16 protein-coding genes are annotated in these 20879 nt (G+C 66.0%); 14 read left to right on the top strand and 2 right to left on the bottom strand.

The annotated features are described in order from the left end of the window. Positions 1 to 11: 11 nt before the first annotated feature. Entirely contained in the window at positions 12 to 464 is a 453-nt protein-coding gene (locus tag VFZ66_26520; GenBank protein HEX6292767.1) for a lasso peptide biosynthesis B2 protein, read from the bottom strand. Beyond that, on the bottom strand, positions 448 to 738 hold the full coding sequence (locus VFZ66_26515) for a PqqD family peptide modification chaperone (protein ID HEX6292766.1): 291 nt from the start codon (positions 736 to 738) through the stop codon (positions 448 to 450). Before VFZ66_26515 ends, VFZ66_26520 begins: the two co-directional genes overlap by 17 nt. An 868-nt stretch (positions 739 to 1606) precedes the next feature. Here VFZ66_26515 and VFZ66_26510 point away from each other — a divergent pair. From VFZ66_26510 to VFZ66_26445, 14 genes are all read left to right on the top strand, one after another. Further along, positions 1607 to 2242 carry a DUF11 domain-containing protein gene (locus tag VFZ66_26510; GenBank protein HEX6292765.1) on the top strand — a complete coding sequence of 212 codons (636 nt, stop codon included), beginning with the start codon at positions 1607 to 1609 and terminating at the stop codon, positions 2240 to 2242. Positions 2243 to 2245: 3 nt separating this feature from the next. Continuing rightward, complete coding sequence (locus VFZ66_26505) at positions 2246 to 5170, top strand: DUF4012 domain-containing protein (GenBank protein ID HEX6292764.1); 2925 nt, start codon at positions 2246 to 2248, stop codon at positions 5168 to 5170. Positions 5171 to 5195: 25 nt separating this feature from the next. Beyond that, positions 5196 to 6239: a glycosyltransferase family 2 protein gene (locus VFZ66_26500; protein ID HEX6292763.1), complete on the top strand. Its 1044-nt coding sequence runs from the start codon at positions 5196 to 5198 to the stop codon at positions 6237 to 6239. A gap of 3 nt (positions 6240 to 6242) precedes the next feature. After that, the gene (locus VFZ66_26495) at positions 6243 to 7298 is read left to right on the top strand and encodes a glycosyltransferase family 2 protein (GenBank protein HEX6292762.1); all 1056 of its coding nucleotides are present in this window, start codon (positions 6243 to 6245) and stop codon (positions 7296 to 7298) included. Between the two features lie 101 nt (positions 7299 to 7399). Beyond that, on the top strand, positions 7400 to 7639 hold the full coding sequence (locus VFZ66_26490) for a hypothetical protein (GenBank protein ID HEX6292761.1): 240 nt from the start codon (positions 7400 to 7402) through the stop codon (positions 7637 to 7639). Between the two features lie 57 nt (positions 7640 to 7696). Then, positions 7697 to 8905: a glycosyltransferase family 4 protein gene (locus VFZ66_26485; GenBank protein HEX6292760.1), complete on the top strand. Its 1209-nt coding sequence runs from the start codon at positions 7697 to 7699 to the stop codon at positions 8903 to 8905. Beyond that, complete coding sequence (locus VFZ66_26480) at positions 8902 to 9531, top strand: hypothetical protein (protein HEX6292759.1); 630 nt, start codon at positions 8902 to 8904, stop codon at positions 9529 to 9531. The genes VFZ66_26485 and VFZ66_26480 overlap by 4 nt, the downstream gene beginning before the upstream one ends. Before the next feature lie 66 nt (positions 9532 to 9597). Beyond that, positions 9598 to 10905 (top strand): hypothetical protein, encoded by a 1308-nt coding sequence (locus VFZ66_26475; GenBank protein HEX6292758.1) that lies wholly within the window; start codon positions 9598 to 9600, stop codon positions 10903 to 10905. After that, positions 10902 to 12050 carry a glycosyltransferase family 2 protein gene (locus VFZ66_26470; protein HEX6292757.1) on the top strand — a complete coding sequence of 383 codons (1149 nt, stop codon included), beginning with the start codon at positions 10902 to 10904 and terminating at the stop codon, positions 12048 to 12050. Before VFZ66_26475 ends, VFZ66_26470 begins: the two co-directional genes overlap by 4 nt. After that, complete coding sequence (locus tag VFZ66_26465) at positions 12044 to 13198, top strand: glycosyltransferase family 1 protein (protein ID HEX6292756.1); 1155 nt, start codon at positions 12044 to 12046, stop codon at positions 13196 to 13198. The genes VFZ66_26470 and VFZ66_26465 overlap by 7 nt, the downstream gene beginning before the upstream one ends. 179 nt (positions 13199 to 13377) lie before the next feature. Then, positions 13378 to 14829, top strand: coding sequence for a DUF362 domain-containing protein (locus tag VFZ66_26460; GenBank protein HEX6292755.1), 1452 nt, complete (start codon positions 13378 to 13380; stop codon positions 14827 to 14829). 8 nt (positions 14830 to 14837) lie between these two features. Next, positions 14838 to 16796, top strand: a complete 1959-nt coding sequence (locus tag VFZ66_26455; protein HEX6292754.1) for an asparagine synthase-related protein — start codon at positions 14838 to 14840, stop codon at positions 16794 to 16796. Between the two features lie 19 nt (positions 16797 to 16815). Beyond that, positions 16816 to 18270 carry a lipopolysaccharide biosynthesis protein gene (locus tag VFZ66_26450; protein ID HEX6292753.1) on the top strand — a complete coding sequence of 485 codons (1455 nt, stop codon included), beginning with the start codon at positions 16816 to 16818 and terminating at the stop codon, positions 18268 to 18270. After that, the gene (locus VFZ66_26445; protein HEX6292752.1) at positions 18271 to 20757 is read left to right on the top strand and encodes a hypothetical protein; all 2487 of its coding nucleotides are present in this window, start codon (positions 18271 to 18273) and stop codon (positions 20755 to 20757) included. Positions 20758 to 20879: the final 122 nt, after the last annotated feature.

Genomic DNA, 20879 nt, shown 5'->3' with positions numbered 1-20879 from the left:
GCACATGCCGATTAGCTAGCACCATGATGCCTTTCCATGGGAAGTGAGGGCAGAGGAGTATAGCGCGCCAGTGTTTCCGCCGAGCCGCCGATGACGATCTCGCCCGCGCACTCAGCCCAGGCGTGCGCCTCAAGCCGCCCGTCGGCCCGTGCCACGCCGATCCGCACCTGCGCGGGATAGCCCTGCCGCCGAAGGAGCGCCTGCGCCGTCAACGCCTGCGGCAGGCACGACGCGCGCGGCACGTACGCGCTGGCGACAGCGACCGCCCAGCCGATCCGCTCGATCGCGGCGCGCGACGGATGATCCGATCGCGCGGGGAAGCGCCGCGCCGACACGAGCACCTGAACCGTCCGAAACGGCAGCAGCCACAGCCCGACCCGAATCGCGCCGAGCAGCAGCCACGCCCACAGCAGCAGCCAGCGGTCGGCGAGCGGCAGAGCAAGCCAGTTACGCAGCCGCGACATCGCTCACTTCGATCAGCTCAGCGGCGGCCAGATCTCGGAGCAGCGCCAGCACATCGCGCTCGCAGCGCCCAGGATCGACATCGTACTCGGCCAGAATGACCTCGAAGAGCGCGGCGACCGACCGGGGCTGCTGGATCAGCGTCCAGATCCGCGCGCCCACCGGGTCTAGCCCGTAATACATGCCATTCTTCAGATTGAGAATAACGGCCTCTCCGGCCAGCTCCGAGGATACCTGCTCTTTCGTCGCGACGACGATCGCATATTTCGAGATCATGCCTGCGCCTCCTGCGCGGTGGCAGCGCCCTAGCTTCGGGCTGCAACCATCTATCGTTTGTATCTTCACGCCTGCCAGTTACGGGAGCCAGCGCACCAGCCCGACGAACGGGGCAAACAGCAGTGTGTCGGAGACGTTGCGAAGCCAGATGGTATGGCCGACAAACTTCCACGAGCAGTATACAAACTTGCCCAATCGGATCAATTGTCGCGCTTCCTATATGCAGCAGTACTTTTGGCTGCGCAATGCCAGACGTTCCGGATCGCTTCGCAACGATCTTCGCCCAAACAGCGCCAACATCTCGCGGATCTCGCCGAGCTGAAGCGTATGAGCATCCGGTAAGAACACGATTGATCGGGATCATGAATATGACAGATGGCAGTATTCTTAACAGTTCGATGGAATTAATGATGTGCCTCTTTATCGACCGATTGATATAGCAAAAGTTAAGTATCGATGCATGTTGCAATCATGCAGTTTTGCCGAGAATTAGTACTTCTCCCGTTGAAAATACAGGACTGATGCTGTTCGACAGACGATCGCCAAGCTTGGTAAGCTACCCCAGCGTGTACTCCGTAGCAACCATTCGATAAGTAACCAGATGTGATCGTCAAGCGTTATCCGACAAGCAACCGACATCCTGCACGGCGAAACGGCAGACCGCCATGCTGGTGTGACACGCTCAACCTCGGCGGCGCGGCTATCGCTCGATCGATGGCAACGATCTTCATCGCAGCGCTGCGCAGCTCGCCCCCTGCTCAAGCAACCAGATCTCGACAACGGCTTGGCCTGGCGCTTGCGCGGGCTGAGCGTGCGAATGTGTAAGGGAGTTATCGGCATGTCATACCAGCGCCAACGCAGCTTCGCGATGTCGCTTTTACTCATGGGCTTACTGGTCACGCTGATGAGCTTCGGCGGCGGCTGGGGCCAGGCCTACGGGCAGACCGCCGGACCAACGCCAACGCCGCGCCGCGCCGCGCTCAACGTCACCAAAGAGGTGGACAACCCCCGCCCACGTCCGGGCGAGACGGTAGTCTTTACGATCCGCGTGCAGAACGTCGGCGACACCACCGCCCGCGATGTGATCGTTCAGGACAACATGCCGGGCGCGTTCGAGATCCTCGACGTGACGACCTCGGCGGGCACCGCGACGGTGCGCGGGCCGACGGTGCGCGTCGAGATCCCGCAGATCGATCCCGGCGCGACCGTGGTGATTACGATCCGGGCGCGGCTACGGCCCGACGCGCGCGGGCCGCTGATCAACGTGGTGATCGTCCGCGATGCCACAGGCGCGCTCGACGAGCAGCGCGCTGAGGCCGCTCTGGCGGTCGCAGGCGCGGCGGCTGAGGCGTCGGACCCGCCGAGCGGCGGCCCGCAGGTTCCACGCGGCCCGCTCAGCAACACCGGAGCCGACTCAGGATTGCAGTGGTCGCTCCTGCTGCTCGGATTGCTGCTGATGATCGCCGGAAGCGTTGTCTTCTGGCGCGCGCGGGCGACGAGGTAGATCGTGGTACGCGGCGCACGTCAGCCTGGCGCAGTGCTTGGCATCGGCCTGATCGTCCTGGGCGCTGTTGTCCTCGGCACAAGCGGCTACCTGCTGCAACGCCGGGTGATGGAGGCGCTCGCGATCACTGCGCGGGTCCAGGCCGCCGTCGAGCGCCGTGATCTGCGCGCCGGATGCGCCGACCTCCAGGCCGCCACCGCTGCCTGGGATCGTGCCGCCGGATGGAGCCAGCCGCTCGCGCCGCTGCTGCGCCGCATGGGCTGGGTGCCCAACATTGGCGCGGATCTGCGCGTCGCGCCCGATGCGATTCTCCTGGCGCGACATGGCAGCGCCGCCGGAGCGACCGCCTGCCGCGTGCTTGAGCCAGCGCTCGACGCAAAAACCACGCCCGACCGTCTGGCGCTTGTAGCGCGGCAGCTCAGCCAGCGGCCGGAGGCGCTGGCCGCGATCCAGACAGATCTTGAGCAGGCGCAGCGGGCATGGCAGATGCTCGCGCCGCTGATCGAGAGCAGCCCGCGCCTCGCGCCGTATCAGACGCAGCTTCAGGCCATGGATCGAGCGATGACGGCGGCGATACCCGCGCTTGACAGCGCACGGCAGGCCGCGCCGCATCTGCCCTGGCTGATCGGCAGCGACGAGCCGCGCCGCTATCTGGTGGTGCTGCAAAACCCGTTCGAGCTGCGACCGACCGGCGGCTTTATCGGCCTGGTCTGCGTGGTGCGCGTCGTCGAGGCCAGGCCCTCGCTTGAGCAGTGCCAGCCAAGCGAAGCCTTCGCCGCGACCGCCGCTCAGCCGATGCCGTTTGCCTACACGCGCTACCTGCGCCTGGGCGGCTGGCACCTGCGCGACGCCAACTGGTCGCCCGATTTTCCGACGACCGCCCGCGCGCTGCAAGCGTTTTGGACGCTCAACCAGCAGGCCCCAGCCGACGGCGTGATCGCGGTCGATCCCTACGCACTGGCACCGCTGCTGCGCGCGACCGGCCCGCTGAAGCTGGGCGACGGCACGCAGATCGACGCCGACCAGATCGTCGAGGCGATCCTTTCGCGCTACTACGACGGCGCGATCTACCGCGATAAGGGCCGTCTGGCCGAGCTGCTGCCCGCGCTGTTCGAGCATCTGCTCACGAGCGATCCGGCGACGCTGCCGCAGCTTGCCGCCGCGATCCAGACCAACATCGACGAGCGCCATCTGCTGATCGCGCTCGACCAGCCGCAGCTTGCCGCCGTCCTGCGGTCGCGCGGCTGGGACGGCAGCCTCCAGCCCACGGCGGGCGACACGCTGCGCATTGTGGATGCCGACGTAGGCTACGGCGGAGTCAACGCCTTTGTCGAGCGCCTCACCCACTACGATCTCGCGCTGGACGCGCAGGGCACGCCGCTCACCGCCACGCTGACGCTGACCTACACCAATCGCTACTCGCCGTGGGCCGAGGCACCGACCGCCTACGCGGTCAACGGGCAATGCACCGATCCTCGGACGCTTCAGCTTGAGCGCCGTCCCGGCTGCTACGCCAACTATCTGCGGGTCTATGTGCCTGAGGGCAGCCAACTGCTCGACAGCAGCGGCCTTGAGGAATCGCTGGGCACCGACCGGCAGCACAGCCGCGCGGTCTTCGGCGGCTACTTCCGCGTCAATCCCGGCGAGCAGCGCGTCGTGCGGCTGCGCTACCGTCTGCCGTCGCTCAGGCCCGGAGCGCTCACCGTCGAGAAACAGCCGGGCACGATCGCGCCGCCGCTGCTGATCACGGCGCACACACCGCAGCACCAGACGGCGCTCTGGACCAGCGCACGCACCGATCGCACGCTGGCGCTGCACAGCACTGCAACGGGCATCACGATCGAGGGAGCGGCGGACGAGTCATCCGCCGAATCATTTGCGCGTCATGCCGCATGGATCGACGGACTGGCGCAGTGGCAGGCGGGCGAGCGAGACGCGGCGATCCAGACCTGGCAGGCCGCAGCGGCGCTGGATCGTGCGCTGGATCATGCCCGCCCGCTGACGACGACCGAGGCGCTGGCGCTGACCGCCGCGCTGACAGGCGTCGATCCGAGTGGCCGCGCCGCGTTCGAGCAGGCCGCGCTGCTTGAGGCCCACGACCAGCCCGCCGCCGATGCGCTGTACCGGCAGGCGGCAGAGCGCAGCAGCAATCCGCTCGCGCGGCTTACCTGGGCACGCCGCCAGATCGCCGCCGAGCAGCCCGCTCCGACCATCGAGCAGGTTGCCGCGACCTCGTCTGCCGTGCGTCGCTGGCGTGCCGCCGCCGATGAGCTTGAGCAGACCGGACGCCTGGACGACGCGGCGGATTATCTGGACGTGCTGCGGCGTGTGTTGCCCGACGATCGCTCGCTGGCGCTGCGGCACGCCGATCTGCTGCTGCGCACCGAGCAGCAGGCGCTCGCGCTGGCCCGCTACGAGGCGCTGGCGGCACAGAACGATATTTGGGGTCGGCTGGCGGGCGCGAGAAGCGCGCAGATCGCGGGCGATCCCCAGGCGGCGATCAGCAGCTATGTTGCCGCGCTGCCCCTGGCGAGCAGCTACCCGATCGCGTTTCGGATCGGCGATGGCCTGCGCGACCTGGGAGCGACCGACGATGCGGCGCGGGCCTACGAGCAGGCCGCCGCGCTGGCACCCGGCAGCATCTGGCCCCTCCTGGCCGCTGGAGACATGCTGCGCGGCACCGATCCGAGCGTCGCGCAGGGCTGGTACGAGCGCGCGCAGCGCGTCGATCCGGCCAGCGGCTACCCCGATTTTGCCCTGGGCACGATGCTGTTGAACCAGGGCGATCCGGCGGCAGCGCTGCGCTGGTTTAGCGCCGCAGCCGCCAAGCAGCCCGACGTACCGCTTTTTCGTGAAACGCTGGAGCGCGTTCAGGCACAGCAGCCAACCGGAGCATCGGCTGCTCCCGCGCACGCTTTGCAGACCTAGACGATGGGTTAACCTGGAGAACGTTATGACCTGCTTCGTGGAAACATCACGCCCGACCCACGCCCGCCACATACACCGCCCGCCTGGGCCGACCGTGGCGCTGATTCCGGCGTTCAATGAAGAGCGGTTCATCGGCAGCCTGGTGCTGGCGGTCCAGTCATATGTCGATCATGTCGTCGTCGTCGACGATGGCTCGTCCGATCGCACCGTGGCGATTGCGCGCAAGGCAGGCGCGACCGTCGTGCAGCATCAGGTGAACCAGGGCAAGGCGGCGGCGGTCAATACCGGCTTCACGTACGTGCGCCGCCTGCGGCCTGCCGTGCTGGTGATGCTCGACGGCGACGGGCAGCACTGCGCCGACGATATTCCGCAACTGCTGGCTCCCGTCCGCGACGGCATGGCAGATGTGGTCGTCGGATCGCGCTTCAAGGAGATCAAAAGCGACATTCCGGCCTATCGTAAAGTCGGGCAGCACGGCCTGACGCTCGTGACCAATCTGGCCTCAGGCGTGCGCATCAGCGACTCGCAGAGCGGCTTTCGGGCCTTCTCGGCGCGGGCGCTCGATCAGCTCTCCTTCAGCCAGGGCGGCTTCTCGATCGAGTCGGAGATGCAATTCCTGGTGCGCGAGCATCGGCTGCGGGTGCTCGAAGTGCCAATCAAGGTGATCTATGCCGAGCCGGCCAAGCGTAATCCGGTGCGGCACGGGATGCAGGTGTTGAACGGAATTCTGCGGCTGGTGGGTCAGATTCGTCCGCTCTTGTTTTTTGGATTGTCCGGCATGATCACCCTGCTGCTTGGATTAGGCCTCGGCCTGCATATCGTCAACATCTACGCCCACACCCAGAAGCTTGCGGTCGGCTATGGCCTGATCACGGTGCTGCTCTGCGTCGTGGGCATGCTGCTCTTCTTCGTCGGGCTGGTGCTGCACTCGATGCGCGGCATGCTGATCGAGATGCGGCGCGGCGTGCTCGATCGGCTGCCGGACGTGAGGGAGCACGGCCCGCCGGCGACGATCCACCAGAGCGATCTGCCCTTCGAGGTCGGTCACGACCTGCGCGGAGTAGCCTAGCCGATGGCAGCACCGTATCCCCAGAGCGTCGATCGGCGCGCGAGCGTGATCGTGGTCAGCTACAACAGCCGCCGCGATCTGAGCGCCTGCCTCGATTCGATCCTGAGCGCGCTCACGCCGCAGGACGAGCTGATCGTCGTGGATAACGCCTCGACCGACGGCAGCGCCGATCTGGTGCGCGAGCGCTATCCGCAGGCGCGGCTGATCTGCGGCCCCAACGACGGCTACGCGGGCGGCAATAATCGCGGCGCGCAGGCGGCACGCGGCGCGTATCTCGTGATGCTCAATCCCGACACCGTTCTGCTGCCTGGCGCGCTCGACGCGCTGATCGTGCCGCTGCACACGACCGCCGACGTTGGCCTGACGACGGCCTGCATCGTCCACATGAGCGATCCCGCGATCGTCAACACCTGCGGCAACACGGTGCAGTTCACGGGCCTAACCTACTGCCGGGGCGCGGGGCGGCCACGCGCGCACTACGCGACGGCTGCCGAGGTCGATGCGGTGTCGGGCGCGGCCTTCGCGATCCGCCGAAGCGTGTTCGAGGAGCTGGGCGGCTTCGACGAGCGATTTTTCATGTACGTCGAGGATACCGATCTGTCGTGGCGGGCGCGGCTGGCGGGCTATCGCTGCCTGTACGTGCCCGATGCGATCGTCGAGCACGCCTACGAGCCGAGCTACTCGCCGTCCAAAGCGTTCTATCTCGATCGCAACCGGCACCTGATGCTGCTGAAAAACCTGAGCCGCGCGACGTATCTACGGATGCTGCCGGGCCTGCTGCTGAGCGAGATCGTCACCGGCGGCTTTCTGGCGCTCAACGGGCCGCGCTACTGGGGTGTTAAGCCGCGGGTCTATCGCTGGCTGTGGACGCAGCGCTCCATGATCCGCGCGGCACGTCGCGCAGCCGCGCAGCGGCGCCGCCGACCGGACCGCGAGATCGTCGGGCAGATGACCTATCGGCTAGAATGTAGCCAGCTTGCCAACCGGACGCTCTCGCGGCTGGCGGAGCTGGTCTTTCATCCGGCCTTTCGCATGGCGCGGCGGCTGCTGACGACGTAACGCGAGAACAAAGGAACAAAGGAACAAAGGAATAACTCAGAACTCGAAACTTGAAACTCGAAACTTGAAACTTGAAACTTGATACTTTGAAGGAGATACTGATGATTACCACCGTCACGACTGCCACCACCACCGCCGTATCGACGGTCGGGACGGCTTCGTTCACTCTGGTGACAATCTGCACCGTGATGATCTTGCTGCTCAACAAGGAGATCATCCTGGTCAGCAAGCGCGACTGGGCCGCACGGCTCAACAAGACGCTCAACGTCGCGATCGTGCCGCTGCTGATCGTCTTCATTACGACGCTCATGGTGCGCGTGCTGAGCGTGCTCGATTCCTGATCAGGCCATCGGCTACGAGAGGAGCGGAGTGATGAGGCAGCAGGATCGACAGGGCACATGCAGCCAGGGGAGCCGCGCATGACGCTGCGGATCGCGCATGTGACCGCGACGTTTCCGCCCTATCGCGGCGGCACCGGCAACGTCTGCTACCATAACGCCCGCGAGCTGGCGCGGCGCGGCCATGATGTGCATGTCTTCACGGCGGCGCAGCCCGGCGCGGCAGGCGACGAGACGCGCGATGGGATCGCGATCCACCGGCTGCGGCCACTGCTGCGCGTCGGCAATGCGCCGATCCTGCCGGGGCTGCTCCGGGCGCTGCGCGGCTTCGACGTGATCCATCTGCACTATCCCTTCTTCGGCGGCGAGATCACCACGCTGGCGGCGCGTCTCAACCACACGCCGCTGGTGATCACCTACCATCAAGATGTGCTGCTGCACGGCCTGATGGCGCTGATCGAGCGGACGCTGCGGCTGACGGTTGGCCGCCTGACGCTGCGCGCTGCCGCGCGGCTGCTCTTCACCTCGCGCGACTACGGCAGCGCCTCGTATGTCCGCCCGCTGCTGCGTGGCGGCGAGGCCCACATTGGCGAGCTACCCAACGGCGTCGACACCAGTTGCTTTACGCCTGGTCCGCCGGATGCCGGGCTGCGCGAAGACCACGCACTCTCACCCGACGACCGCGTAGCGCTGCTGGTCGCGGGTCTGGATCGTGCTCACTACTTCAAAGGCGTCGATGTTTTTCTGCACGCGCTTGCCGCGCTGCCGCCGCAGATCACAGGCGTGATCGTCGGAGATGGCGATCTGCGCGCGAGCTATGAGACGACCGCTGCCAATCTTGGCCTGAGCAGGCGCGTCGTGTTTGCCGGGCGCGTCTCCGATGCCGAGCTGCCGCGCTACTATCGCATGGCGGATGTGACGGTGCTGCCCTCGGTGACGATGGGCGAGGCGTTCGGCCTGGTGCTGGTCGAGTCGCTGGCGAGCGCTACGCCCGTGATCGCCACCAACCTGCCGGGCGTCCGCACCGTCGTGCAGCATCGCCGTGACGGGCTGCTGGTGGAGCCGCGCGATCCGGCGGCGCTGGCCCAGGCCCTCGACGATCTGCTGAGCGACGACGCCCGCGCTCAGGCGATGGGGCGCGCAGGCCGCGCCAAGGTCGAATCGCACTACGACTGGACGCAGATCGGCGCGCGGCTGGAAGCGATCTACCGGCAGATTGTGCTCGAAGCCAGCCAGCCGACGCGCTCCTATGCGAGGACCGAGCGATGATCGGAACGCTGCCGATGGCCGCGCTCGCGCCGCTCGACTATCGCTACGCGCTGGATGGCGCGCGCACGCTGTTCGAGCCACACGCGACGCCGCTGATCCGCTGCCACGCGCCGGAGCTTGCCGCCGAGGTCGCCCAGCGCTTTCCCGCCCCGCCGCCCGCCGACGCGAGCGCTGGCGCGCTGTGGATCGAGCCGCTGGTTCCGTCCTGGGGCGCAGAGCTGGCAGATCTTGCTCGACAACTGCCGGTCGGAGCGCGGCTGGTGGTGCTCGTCTCGCAGCCATTGGCGCGGATGCTGCCGGAGCGCCGCGCCTGGAGCGGGCAGCCGCTCGGCATGCGGCTCTTGGGCCTGCGAGATCTGCGCCACGCGCTGCGCAAGGGCGATCTCGTGATCGAGACAACCTACGGCATTCACTCCGCCGCATCGATCGCGCTGAGCCAGGTGAGCCAGCAGGCCGCTCGTCTGAGCCGTCCCGATCTGGCCGATCGGCTGCACTTCGCGGCGCGGCTGCGCTACCATACGCAAGGCCCGCTGTCGGCGCTGGCGACCGTCGCGCTGCTTGTCGCGCGCAAGGAGCAGGGGGCGAGGAAACAAAGGAACAAAGGAACAAGGGAGCGCGTGAGTTGATTTTTTGTTCTCTCGCTCGCTTGTTCTTTTGTTCGGTTCTTGGTTCTAGGTTCTTGGTTCTTCATCATGCTACAGATCATTGCTCCTAGCCAGATCGACACAGCCGTTGCCGCGCTTGCGGCCTGGCTCGACACGATGCGCGGACCCGGCGGCTACGGCGGCCCTGTGGCGCACTGGTGGCAGCAAAGCCTGCTCTACACCGGAGCCGCGCTCGACTGGCGCTACGAGGGCATCATCGCGGGCTACCTTCAGCTCTGGCAGCGCACGCACGATCCGCGCTGGCTGCGCGCCGCCCGCCGTGCCGGAGACGATCTGGTGAGCGGGCAGTTGCCGAGCGGTCACTTCGCTGCCTCCGCGTTCGAGATCAACCCCGCGACGGCGGGCACGCCCCACGAGGCCGCCTGCGATGTCGGGCTGCTGCTGCTTGCGCTGGCGTTACGTCAAGCCGGAAGCGACGACTGGCAGCGCTACGCGGCTTGCGCCGAGCGCAACCTGCGCGCGTTCTACGTCGAGCAGCTCTGGGACGCGACCGCCCAGGCGTTTCGTGACAGCCCGCAGGTGCCGTCGTTCGTGCCCAACAAAGCCGCGACGGCCTGCGAGGCGTTCTTTCTGCTCGCCGAGATCACCGGCGATGCCGCCTGGGTCGAGCGCTACGCCCTGCCGACGCTCGATCGCATCCTGCGGCATCAGGTGCGGGACGGTAGTCGGCTCGACGGCGCGATTGCCCAGAACAGCCTCGGCGGGCGCGTGATCGACAAATATTTTCCGATCTACATCGCGCGCTGCGTGCCGGGGCTGCTGCGCGGCTACCGCTGGACCGACGACGAGCGCTATGCCGATGCCGCGCTGCGCGCGATCCGCTTTGTCGCGCGCTGGACCGAGGCCGACGGCACCTGTCCGACGGTGATCTATGCGAACCAGCGCGTCAACGGCAACCCTTGCTGGATCGCGCCGCTGGGCGATGTGCTGCGGGCGGCGGATGAGGCGCGGCCCTATGGCTTCGATGCTGACCTGAGCGCGATGCAGCACCGGCTGCTGGCAGGGCAGGACGCGACCGGCGGCATCCAGACCGCGACCGGCTTCGCGGCGCAGGCGGGCGGGCGGCTGCCGAAGCAGCCCGACGTGCGCGATCTGCTGCATGTTGTCGGCTGGTGCGATAAAGCCTTTCGCTACCTGGCGGCGCACGCGGGGCCGGCGCTGCCGGGCGCGACCAGCGGCACCTTCGAGATGCCGTGCGTCTTCCAGGGCAGGGCGCTGCGGCTGGTGGAAACACCGGAGCATCTGGAGATCGGCGATCGGCGCGGCGTGTGCTACCGCTGGCGCAAGGGCGAGCCCTGGCCTGAGATCGCGGCTCCCGCATTCTGCCTGCGATGATCGCGCTGCTCCAAAACCTCAACCGACGTCTCACGCGGCACGCGAGCACGCTCCTGCTGGCGGGACTGATTGGCGTGGCGGGCTACAACTGGCGGCTCTGGCAGCGCGACAAGGCCCTGGCCGATCGGCTCCGCGCCGAGCAGCCGCCGACCCCCAGATTGCGCCGCGCGCCCAACGTTAGCGCGCTGGTCGCCGCGTGGAACGAGCGCGACCGGATCGAGGCGCATCTGCGATCGTTTCTGGCGCTGCGCTATCCCGACATCGAGCTGATCCTCTGCGCGGGCGGCAGCGACGGCACGCTTGAGCGCGCGCGACTCTACGCCGACGAGCGGGTGCTCGTGCTGGAGCAGCGCCCCGGCGAGGGCAAGCAGCGGGCGCTGGCGCGCTGCCTGGATCATGCCAGCGGCGAGATTATCTACCTCACCGACGCCGACTGTCTCTACGACGACCAGGCGCTGGCCCGGCTGCTCGCGCCGCTGATCGACGGGGAGGAGCACGCCGCGACCGGATGCTCCCGACCGCTGGACGAGCAGCAGGGCCGCTTGCTGCCGATGTACCTGTGGATCTCCGATGTGATGGCGAGCGCGCGCGGCTCCGAGTACAGCAGCGGCATCCTTGGGCGCAACGCGGCGCTAACGCGGCAGGCGCTCGATCGGATCGGCGGGCTGGCCTGGGAGGCGCGCACCGGCACCGACTACCAGCTTGCCAGGCGGCTGCTCGGCGCGGACATCGCGATCCGCAACGTTCGGACAAGCGTCGTGGCATCGGAGTATCCCGCGACGCTGCGGATCTATCGCCACAAACAATCGCGCTGGCTGCGCAACCTGCTGCTGCATGGGCGGCGCTACGGCGCGGCAGACGATGTGCGGCTGACGCTGCAAACCGTGGCGACGGGCGCGCTGATGCTGGCAATCCCGGCAGCCGCGTGGCCGCTGGGACGTCTGATCCTGGTGCCCTGGTCGCTGCTGGTAGCGCACGCGGTCGGCTCCAAGCTGCGCTACGCGGGCTTTGCCGCGCGGCTGTACCGCCGTCGGCTGCCGCTGCGGCTGTTCGCTGGCCTCCTGCCGCTCACGCTGATCGACTTCGCGATCTGGGCCTCGCCAATCCTGGATCTGCTGCATCCCAAGCGCCGCGAACGATGGTGAGCAGACCCACCGAAAACGTCGTGCTGCTCGCCAAGCCGGGCGGGCCGCATACCGGCGTCGGGCGCTACGTGCAGATGTTGCACCAGGGCTTGCAGCACGCGGGAGCGAACGTCGCGCGGATCGCGCCGGACGTGCCGCCGCTGTCCCATACGATCTACAGCGCACTGCGACGGCTTGGCCCCGATCTGCGCACCTTCTTCCTCAACTATCCCGTCGCCGCCAAATATCCTAGCGCCGATGTGTACCATCTGACAAGCCAGAACCTGGCCTCTCTGTTACTCTTTCGGCGGCCCCCCGGCAGAGTGATCGTCACGGTACACGATATTATTCCGTATATGCTGCGCAACGATCCACAATTCAATAGCTATCGCATCGCCGCCGACCGCGTCTTCGATCGGCTGGCGATGGCCGGATTGCAGCGCGCCGATCTGCTGATCGCCGACTCGCACTACACCAGATCATGTGTCGTGAGCGAGCTGGGCATCGCGCCCGATAGGATCGCGGTAGTCCACCTGGGCATCGACCAGCAGCGCTTTCGTCCGCTGCCGGTGCCGGATACGCTCCGCGAGCGCTACGGCCTGCCGACTGGACGGCGCTACCTGATCTACGTCGGCTCGGAAGATCCGCGTAAAAATCTGGCGACGCTGGTACGGGGCCTGGCGATCGTCCGGCGCGAGCTGCCGGACATTGCATTGATCAAGGTGGGCCGGGCGCACTTCGAGCACGAGCGCCGCCGCCTGCACGATCTCGCCGCCGAGCTTGGCGCTCGGAGCGCGATCCATTTTCTTGACGACGTGCAGGAGGGCGATCTGCCGCTGCTGTATAACCTGGCCGATGTCTGCGTCATGCCGTCGCACTACGAGGGCTTTGGCTTTCCCGCGCTGGAGGCGATGGCCTGCGGCACGCCCGTGGTCTGCGCGCGTGCCAGCTCGCTGCCCGAAATCGTCGGCGACGCCGCGCTCCAGTTCGAGCCGCGCGACGCCCACGCGCTGGCCCAGGCGATCGTGCGCTACCTGACCGAGCCGGATCTCTATCAGGCCATGCGCTCCAGGAGCATCGCGCAGGCCGCCGCCTTTACCTGGGCACGAACCACGCGGCAAACGCTCGATCTGTATCGAGCCGTGCTGCCGTCAGCCGGACACCACTGAAGCCTATGTCAGCGCTCGCGACCACCGTCAACTCGTCTTCGGCTCTCCCGCGTTCCACTCGACTGGTTGGCTACCACGATCGTCCGGCGGCTGGCGGTATCGCTGATCCTGCATGCCAGCCGTATGCCCGGCGATCCACGACCGGGCGCGCAGCAGATGGATAGCCCAAAGGCAGCCAGATGTTTGTGTATATCGAGCAGACCAACCTCCGCGACTATAGCCGCGATCTGGCGGCAGACATCCTGCCCGAAGGCATCGCGCTGAAGCAGATGCGCCAGGCCGCGCTGGCGCGTACCGGCGTCGATCTCTTCGGCGATACGATCAAGCCCGGCGATCGAGTCGTGATCAAGCCGAATTTTGTGCGCGACCGGCATCCCGATGGCCTCGATCTCTACGCCCTGATCACTCATCCCGCCGTGATTCGCGCGGTCGTCGACGAGGTCTATCAGGCGCTCGGCGGCGAGGGTCAGATCATCATTGCCGACGCGCCGATTGGCGATGCCGATTTCGACCATCTCCTGGCGGTGACGGGCCTGCAACAGATCGTCGAGTACTACCGCCGCGTCAAGCAGTTTCCGATCGAGATCCGCGACCTGCGCAAATATCGCTACACGCTCAGGCAAGGCCCGCACGGCTACGCCCACGAGGTGCGATCTGAGCTGCTCGGCGATCCAGGCGGCTATGTCGAAGTCGATCTGGGCAGCGCCAGCGCCTTTGCCAGCCTTGAGCATCTCGATCTCTTGCAGGGAACGGATGTCGCCCGCCGCGCCGAAACGATCGGCTACCACACGCGCCAGAGCAATAAATATCTGATCGCGCGCACGATCCTGGATGCCGATGTCGTGATTAGCATGCCCAAGCTCAAGACACACGGCAAAGTCGGCGTCACGCTCAACGCAAAAAACATGGTCGGCATCAACGGCGATAAAAACTACCTGCCGCACTTCCGCTGGGGCAGCACCGCAGAGGGCGGCGATCAGCATCCGGCGGGCGAGATGCGCGCAGCCGACGAGCGCCGCATGCGCGTCGGGCGGCTGCTGGCCGATCATCTCCTGGCGCGCAATACCCGCTGGTCGAATCTGGCCGTTACGACGATCCAGCAGATGACGGGCCTGGCCTCACGGCTGCTCAGGCTGCCGACGATCGATCCGATCAACGGTCACTGGCCGGGCAACGATACCTGCTGGCGGCTGCCAGCCGACCTGATCCGTCTGGCGCTGTTTGCCGATCGCAGCGGCGCGATGCAGGCCACGCCGCAGCGCCGCTTTCTCTCGATCGTAGACGGCATCGTCGGCGGCGAGGGCAACGGCCCGCTGCGGGCAGCGCCCAAAGCCTGCGGCGTGCTGCTGGCTGGCCTCCACCCGATTGCTGTCGATCTGGTGGCCGCCCGGCTGATGGGCTTCGCGCCGTACGCCATCAAGCAGTTGTATGAGCTATCGCAGGGCATCGCGCCGCGTCTCGTACCGGGGCTTGGTCCCTGCCCGGTAGCGGCGATCGAGGTGCTGTCGAATCATCAGCCCTGGTGCCGCCTGCTGCACGAGCCTGCCGAGCGCGGGCTGGACTTTCAAGCGCCGCCGCGCTGGGCCGCGCAGATCACCGCCGCGCGTCCGGTGATCTGCGCCAACGACTGAGGAGCAGGGTGGATATTTTTCTCGCCGCAATCCGAATACGCGCCTCGTCCGGCGATTGCGCCAGCCTCGTGGAGACGCTTGAGCGAGCGCTCCAGACGGCGGTCGATCCTGCCACGCCCACGGCCACGACACGCTGGTCCGACCAGCAGATCGCCTTTGTCTGTATCGCCCCGCTCACGGCGAGCGACGCCGCATGCTCGACGGCGGACGAGCGACTGATCTACATCAACGGACCCGTCGCATCGCCGGGTGGGCGTGTGGACGCGCAGCCTGGCATGTTCGCGGGACCTTACCGGCAGCGCCTCCGGTCGGTCTACCACGCAGCGGAAGGCTGGCTAGCCGGAAGCGAGGAGCTCGCCGCGCTCAGCGGCTCGTTCTGCGCGCTGTACCATGCGCCGCACGCCGCGCGGACGCTGGTCATCTCCGACCGGCTGGGATCGCGTCCGATCTTTTACTGCGCCGCCGCCGACTGGCTCTACCTCGCCTCTGATATTCGTCCGCTGCTGCGGCTGCCGGGCGTGCGGCCCAGGCTCGACCTCGAAAGCGTCGCGCAGTTTATTCGCTATCAGATGATTCTGGACGATCGCACGCTGTACAGCACGATCAAAACCGTGCCGCCCGCGACAGTCGTAGCGATCGATCATCGCTCCGGCGAGCAGCAGCGCAGCGCCTACTGGTCGCTCAGGCCGCTGCCCTGCTTTGCCACGCGGCACGAGGCGATCGAGGCGACGGCGGATGCGTTTTCCACGGCGATCCGGCGGATCGTCGCCGATAGCCAGCGGCTTGGCCTGCTGCTCAGCGGCGGCTTCGACTCGCGGATGCTGCTGGCTGCGCTGGATCGGATCGACGGCCCGCCGCTGCACGCCTACACATTCGGCCCGTCCTTCACCGAAGAGACTCAGGTAGCGCGGCAGGTGGCTCAGATGTGCGCCACGCCCTGGCACTTCATCGAGCAGCCGCTCGCCGCCTACTGGCAGCATCTCGCCAGCAGCGTCCAGACGAGCAACGGCCTGCACGCCGCCGGGCATATGCACCTGTACCACCCAACCTCGATCATGGCGCGCGCAGGCTGCGACACCGTGCTCAACGGCTGGGGCTTCGATCTGCCGTATTCGGGCAGCTACCTGCCCAAAGAAACCTTCCGCGTCCTGGGACGGCAGCTCTACAGCTATCGCATGGCAAGCGTTGGCACGCGGCAGGCCGTTGTCGATCACCTCCACGCCACGCTGGATATGCAATCGGGAGCGTTTGGGCGGAGCCTGCTCGGAGCGGCGCTGCAACCCTATTGGGAATCCGCGCCCAGAGCCACGCTAGCGCATCTGGTTGATCGCGCCAGCGCCACCAGCGACTCGCCGTATGACTGGATCGATTACACCTTGATGGGCTTCGGTGTCACCAAGTTCCGCAGCTACTCGATGCTGATGAACGTCCGATCCCAGGCCCGCGAGCGCAATCCGCTGTTTGAAAGCGACATTATCGAGGTCTACCAGCGGCTACCCTATCAATGGCGCTTCCTGGGGCCTGTCTTTCGCCGCGCCGTACGCCAGTTGAACCCAGCCGTCGCCAATATTCGCTACAGCAACACCGGCATCTCAGGCTTCGCCCCGCCCGTTGTCCAGGCGCTGGCGATGCAAGGCCGCGCGACCTGGCGGTCGAATGGTGCGCGGCTGCGGCACCTGGGCCAGCGCATCACCGGCAGCGCGCCAGCACCCGGGGTCCAGCGCTCCGGCAGCTACCACGAATCGTTCGACATGGCGCGCTACTTTGAGACGGACGCGCCAATCGCTCAGGCTGTAGGCCGCCTGCTGCACAGCGGCAAGCTGGTGGAGGCTGGCATCCTCGATCCACGTCGACTCCAGCCTGCGCTTGAGCGCTGCCGCGCGGGACTGGATCGCTCCGGCTTCACCGTGATGGCCTGGGTCGCCCTGGCGCTCTGGCTCGATCTGCATCCAGCGGAGATCGCCTGATTCAGCTATGCCACGATTCATGAAACATCGATTGCTTCAGATACCGCTGCTGCGCTCGGCAACGCTGCTCACACTGGTCAATATTGTGAACACCGGGCTAGCGATGCTCAGCGGCCTGTACGTCGCGCGGCAGCTCGATACGCAGCAGTACGGGCACTATGCCTACATGGCAAATGTCTTTTTGCTGATGATCCTCTTCCTTGGCTTCGGATTGAGCAGCCAGATCTCAAAGGATGCCGCAGAGCATGACGGGCAGCATCTCGCGCGCTTTCAGGAGCGGCTCGGTAGTCTGATCGCCCTGCGGCTGGGAACGGCGCTGCTGGCGGCAGTGTGCGGCGGGCTGCTCTGGAGCGTCAGCCGGGAGAGCGTGTACCTGTATGCGGGTGGATCTGCCGCGCTCTTTGTGTGGGTCGATTTTGTGACGGCTTTGTTTAGCGGATTGCAGCGCATCCGGCGCGTCGCGATCCTGATGATCGTGCAGCCGCTGAGCTTCATCCTGCTGCTCCTGGCGATCCCGATTCGGCAGGAAGCGACGGTCTATACCATCTTTCTTAGCTCGCAGATCGTCAGCGCGGCGATGGCCTGCGCGCTCGTGATCAAGCTGCCTAAGCTCCAGCCCTGGCCGCGCTTTGCACAGATCAGGCATCTACGGTGGTCCGATATGGTCGCAGGCCAGGTCTACATCATCGTCCTGCTACAGACAGCCTACAGCGCGTATGGCGTGACCGTCTTGGGCGCGCTGAAGCAGTATGATGCCGCCGGTGAGCTATCGATTGCGCTAACGGTCGTGCGCATGCTGCCGTTACTCTTCGGCAGCCTGATCACCGTGCTCTACTATCCGCGCTTATGCGCGATCCATACCCAAGGCGAGCACCAGCGATTCCAGCGCGCAGCGTATGTCGTCTATCACAGCAGCACGGTGATCGCCGCCGGATGCGCCGCATTACTCGTAATCTATCCCGATGTCGTGATCAATGTGCTGTACACCAGCCGTCATGCAGCCGCGACTCCTGTGCTGGGAATCATCGCGCTGATGAGCTTGTTTAGCATCGTCGACCAGATTTTGACATGGACCCTGGTCGCCTCGGATCGGGCCTCCGCCGCGCTGCCGCCGCTGCTCGTGCGCCTGGGCCTTGTACTGCTGACACTGCCGCTCGCAGCGCTGGTCGATCGCGCGCTGCTGCCGCAGATCGTCGCGCTGGCCTATATCGGATCGTCGTTTGTCGGCTGGATTGTGCAGCTCCGCGCCTCAAGCGTCATCGGCGTGGTTCGCGCGATCGGATTTACCACAGTCGTCGTCGGGCTGGGCTGCGTCATCGGGCTGGCCGTGCGCTTCGTGATCCCCTGGCCCGCGCTGCCCTACGGCGACGAGAGCAGCCTGGTGGTTGCGGCGCTCTGCTACGGCATGCTCGGCGTGTATGGGCTCTGGAAGCGCTGGCACGCAGCACATGGGCTGTTGGGAGAGGAAGCTTAAATGCGCAAGATCGTGTCTATGGCGTGGCTATCGCTGGCGCTGGTGCCCTGGCTGGCCGCCGCGCCCGCTACTGCGGCTGGGACGGTGCCTGCCTGCACGGGCGGGATCAGCAACCCGCGCCTGCTGACGATCGAGTGCCGTCCCGGCTACGCCACGACCTTCGACCGAATCGTGATCCACAGCCAGCGCGATCTCGATCCGACCAGGGATTGGTCCAGCCAGCTCAACGATACCGACGCGACCTGGATCTTCGATGCCGCAGCCGACGATACCGCCAATCTGATTATCGCCTTCGCCCGCCAGGGCCGCACTGTCAGCGCCAGGCTCTTCGACGACCAGGATAACGATCAGAGGATCTTGTACCGGCTCAAAGACGGCCAGATCGTCGTCACCGAAGGCCAGGGCAGGCCAACCGTCGAGGTAACGGCGCAGGATCGTTGGCAAGACGCCGACGGCACGCCGAACTTCAATCTAGATATGCGCGTCGACGGGCCGGTTGAAGGCATGATCGACGCCCAAACGCTCTACCTCGATCGGCTGAGAACCGACGGCAGCATCGATCTCACGGTTCATGTCCGCGATCCCGACCACGATGGACGCCCCGACTATGAGTGGCGTCAGGCGTATCCGCCGCTGGACGACAAAGACGGCTTTTATCATTCGAGCGTGATGGTCAATACGGCTGATGACGAGCCGCCGATCAGCGCTGCGCTCTTCTGGCCGTTTCTGGGGAGTTCCGCGCCGCACTTCATCAAAGAGGATTATGCCAGCACCAGCGCCCCGCCGATCAACATCGACTGGCAGCGCAGCACAATCAACTATCTGGTCGAGTCGGTGGCATCGCGTAATCGTCCCTCTAACTATTTCGTGTACTCGCTGCGCCGGATCAAGGAAGGCCAGATCAACGACGTTAATTTTGAAAGTCCGTTTGCCTTCTATCAGTTTTCGCCGATCCAGAGCAATTTCCCTGATCTTGCCTTACGGGTCGCCTATTTCCCGGTCGGCGATTTTTCGCAGCACCTCGCAACCGAGGAGATCGATTTTTCCTGGCGTCAATCGCCGCGCAATCCCGATACCTTGCCCAACTGGGATTACCGTCTCGGCCTGACCGGCCATAACGCCCAGCAGGGCGTGGTCGCGCTCCCCGAATTTTCGCTGCGGATCACGCCCTATGAAAAGCTGCCGGGCTGGATTGCCGCCAGCTCGTGGGACTACGCGACATTTGTCGCCCGCGAGCGCGATAACTACCTGAGCAGCGAAGGAATCTACGAGTGGTCGACCTCAGAGGGCGCGATTGTTGATGTGAACAACCAGGAGCGCTATAGCGATCTGCTGCTGGCATCGCGCTTCGCCAACGAGCAGTATGTCCTGGGCGCCATCGATGAGGTTCCGGGCAAGTACTACCATACGATTCGCCAGGGCTTGCGCGGCGAGTTCCGCAGCCACGCGGGCCAGGTCCAGATATATTTCTCGTCGATCGACCGTAAGCTGCATCTGCTCGGCGCGGACCACGGCGTGTGGCAGATCGACGAGCAGCGCGCGCTGCGCTACGCCAATCTTGACCACGATCGCTATCTCGATCAATGGACCTACACCAGCGTGACGACCGGCACCTCGACGCTGACGACCACGCGCCAGCTCAATGTCGCGCCGGGGCATCTGGTCTACGCCGACGGCTCGACGCTCCTGCTGCGCCAGGCGCAGACGCAGCCCAGCCTCTTCGAGTCGCCGCCGCCCAGCGATCGGAGCACCTGGCAGGCGCTCGGAGACAGGATCGAGGCGCACGCCCGCGAGTTCGCCCCCGACGATCTGCGCGGCCTGATGCAGCAGTTCGCCGGTCCTGAGATGCAGCTCAGCGGCGCGTCCCTGCGCGACTTTCGGCTGATCGGCGAGCAGGGCTTTCGCTTTGTGCTCACGCTGCAACCCGGCGCGCAGGCCAGGGGCGCGGCGCTGCTCGACGTACGGGCGCTACAGCCCGGCGATTACGTCGTGACCTACGACGGCAGCTTCAGGATCGCGCCGCTGACGCCGCCCGCGCCCGCCGCCGCGCTGCACACGACGACGCTGCGGCAGCTTGAGCCGGGCATGCTTCAACTGAGCCTGCGCAACGACGGCTTGCAGGATCTTCCAGCCTCTAGGCTTGAGCTGTGGGCCGCGCGGCCCGGCGTCGAGGCCACGCTGGTGGCATCCGATACGGTGACGCTGCTCGCGCAAACGCCGATCAGCGTCACGCTGCAATGGTCGCCGCCGAGCGCCGGAGCATGGACAATCACGCCGAAGCTGCGACAGGCGGACAGCAGCGTGCTTTCACTTGAGCCGGCCCGGCTGAGCATCACGCCGATTCGGGCTGTCTCTACCGGCGCGCTGATCGCCGCGAGCGCCTCCTTCACCACCCTTCCGCTGATTATCGCCACGCTGATCGCGTTCGCCGCGCTGGCGGCCTACGTCTGGCGGCAGCAGTGGCTGAGCACGGAGGTCGAGCGATGACGCGACGGGAGCGAAGAACAAAGCGCCGCGAGGCCAGGGGTGAAGGCCTGCCGAAGAACCAAGAACCAAGAACTAAGAACCAAGGAACAACCACACTCACTGCTCCCCCTCTCCTATCGCAA

Source organism: Herpetosiphonaceae bacterium (assembly GCA_036374795.1).
In the GTDB taxonomy this organism is placed as follows: Bacteria; Chloroflexota; Chloroflexia; order Chloroflexales; family Kallotenuaceae; genus LB3-1.
The sequence above is the reverse complement of the archived record's forward strand: the minus strand, read 5'-3'. Positions and strand labels throughout refer to the sequence as shown.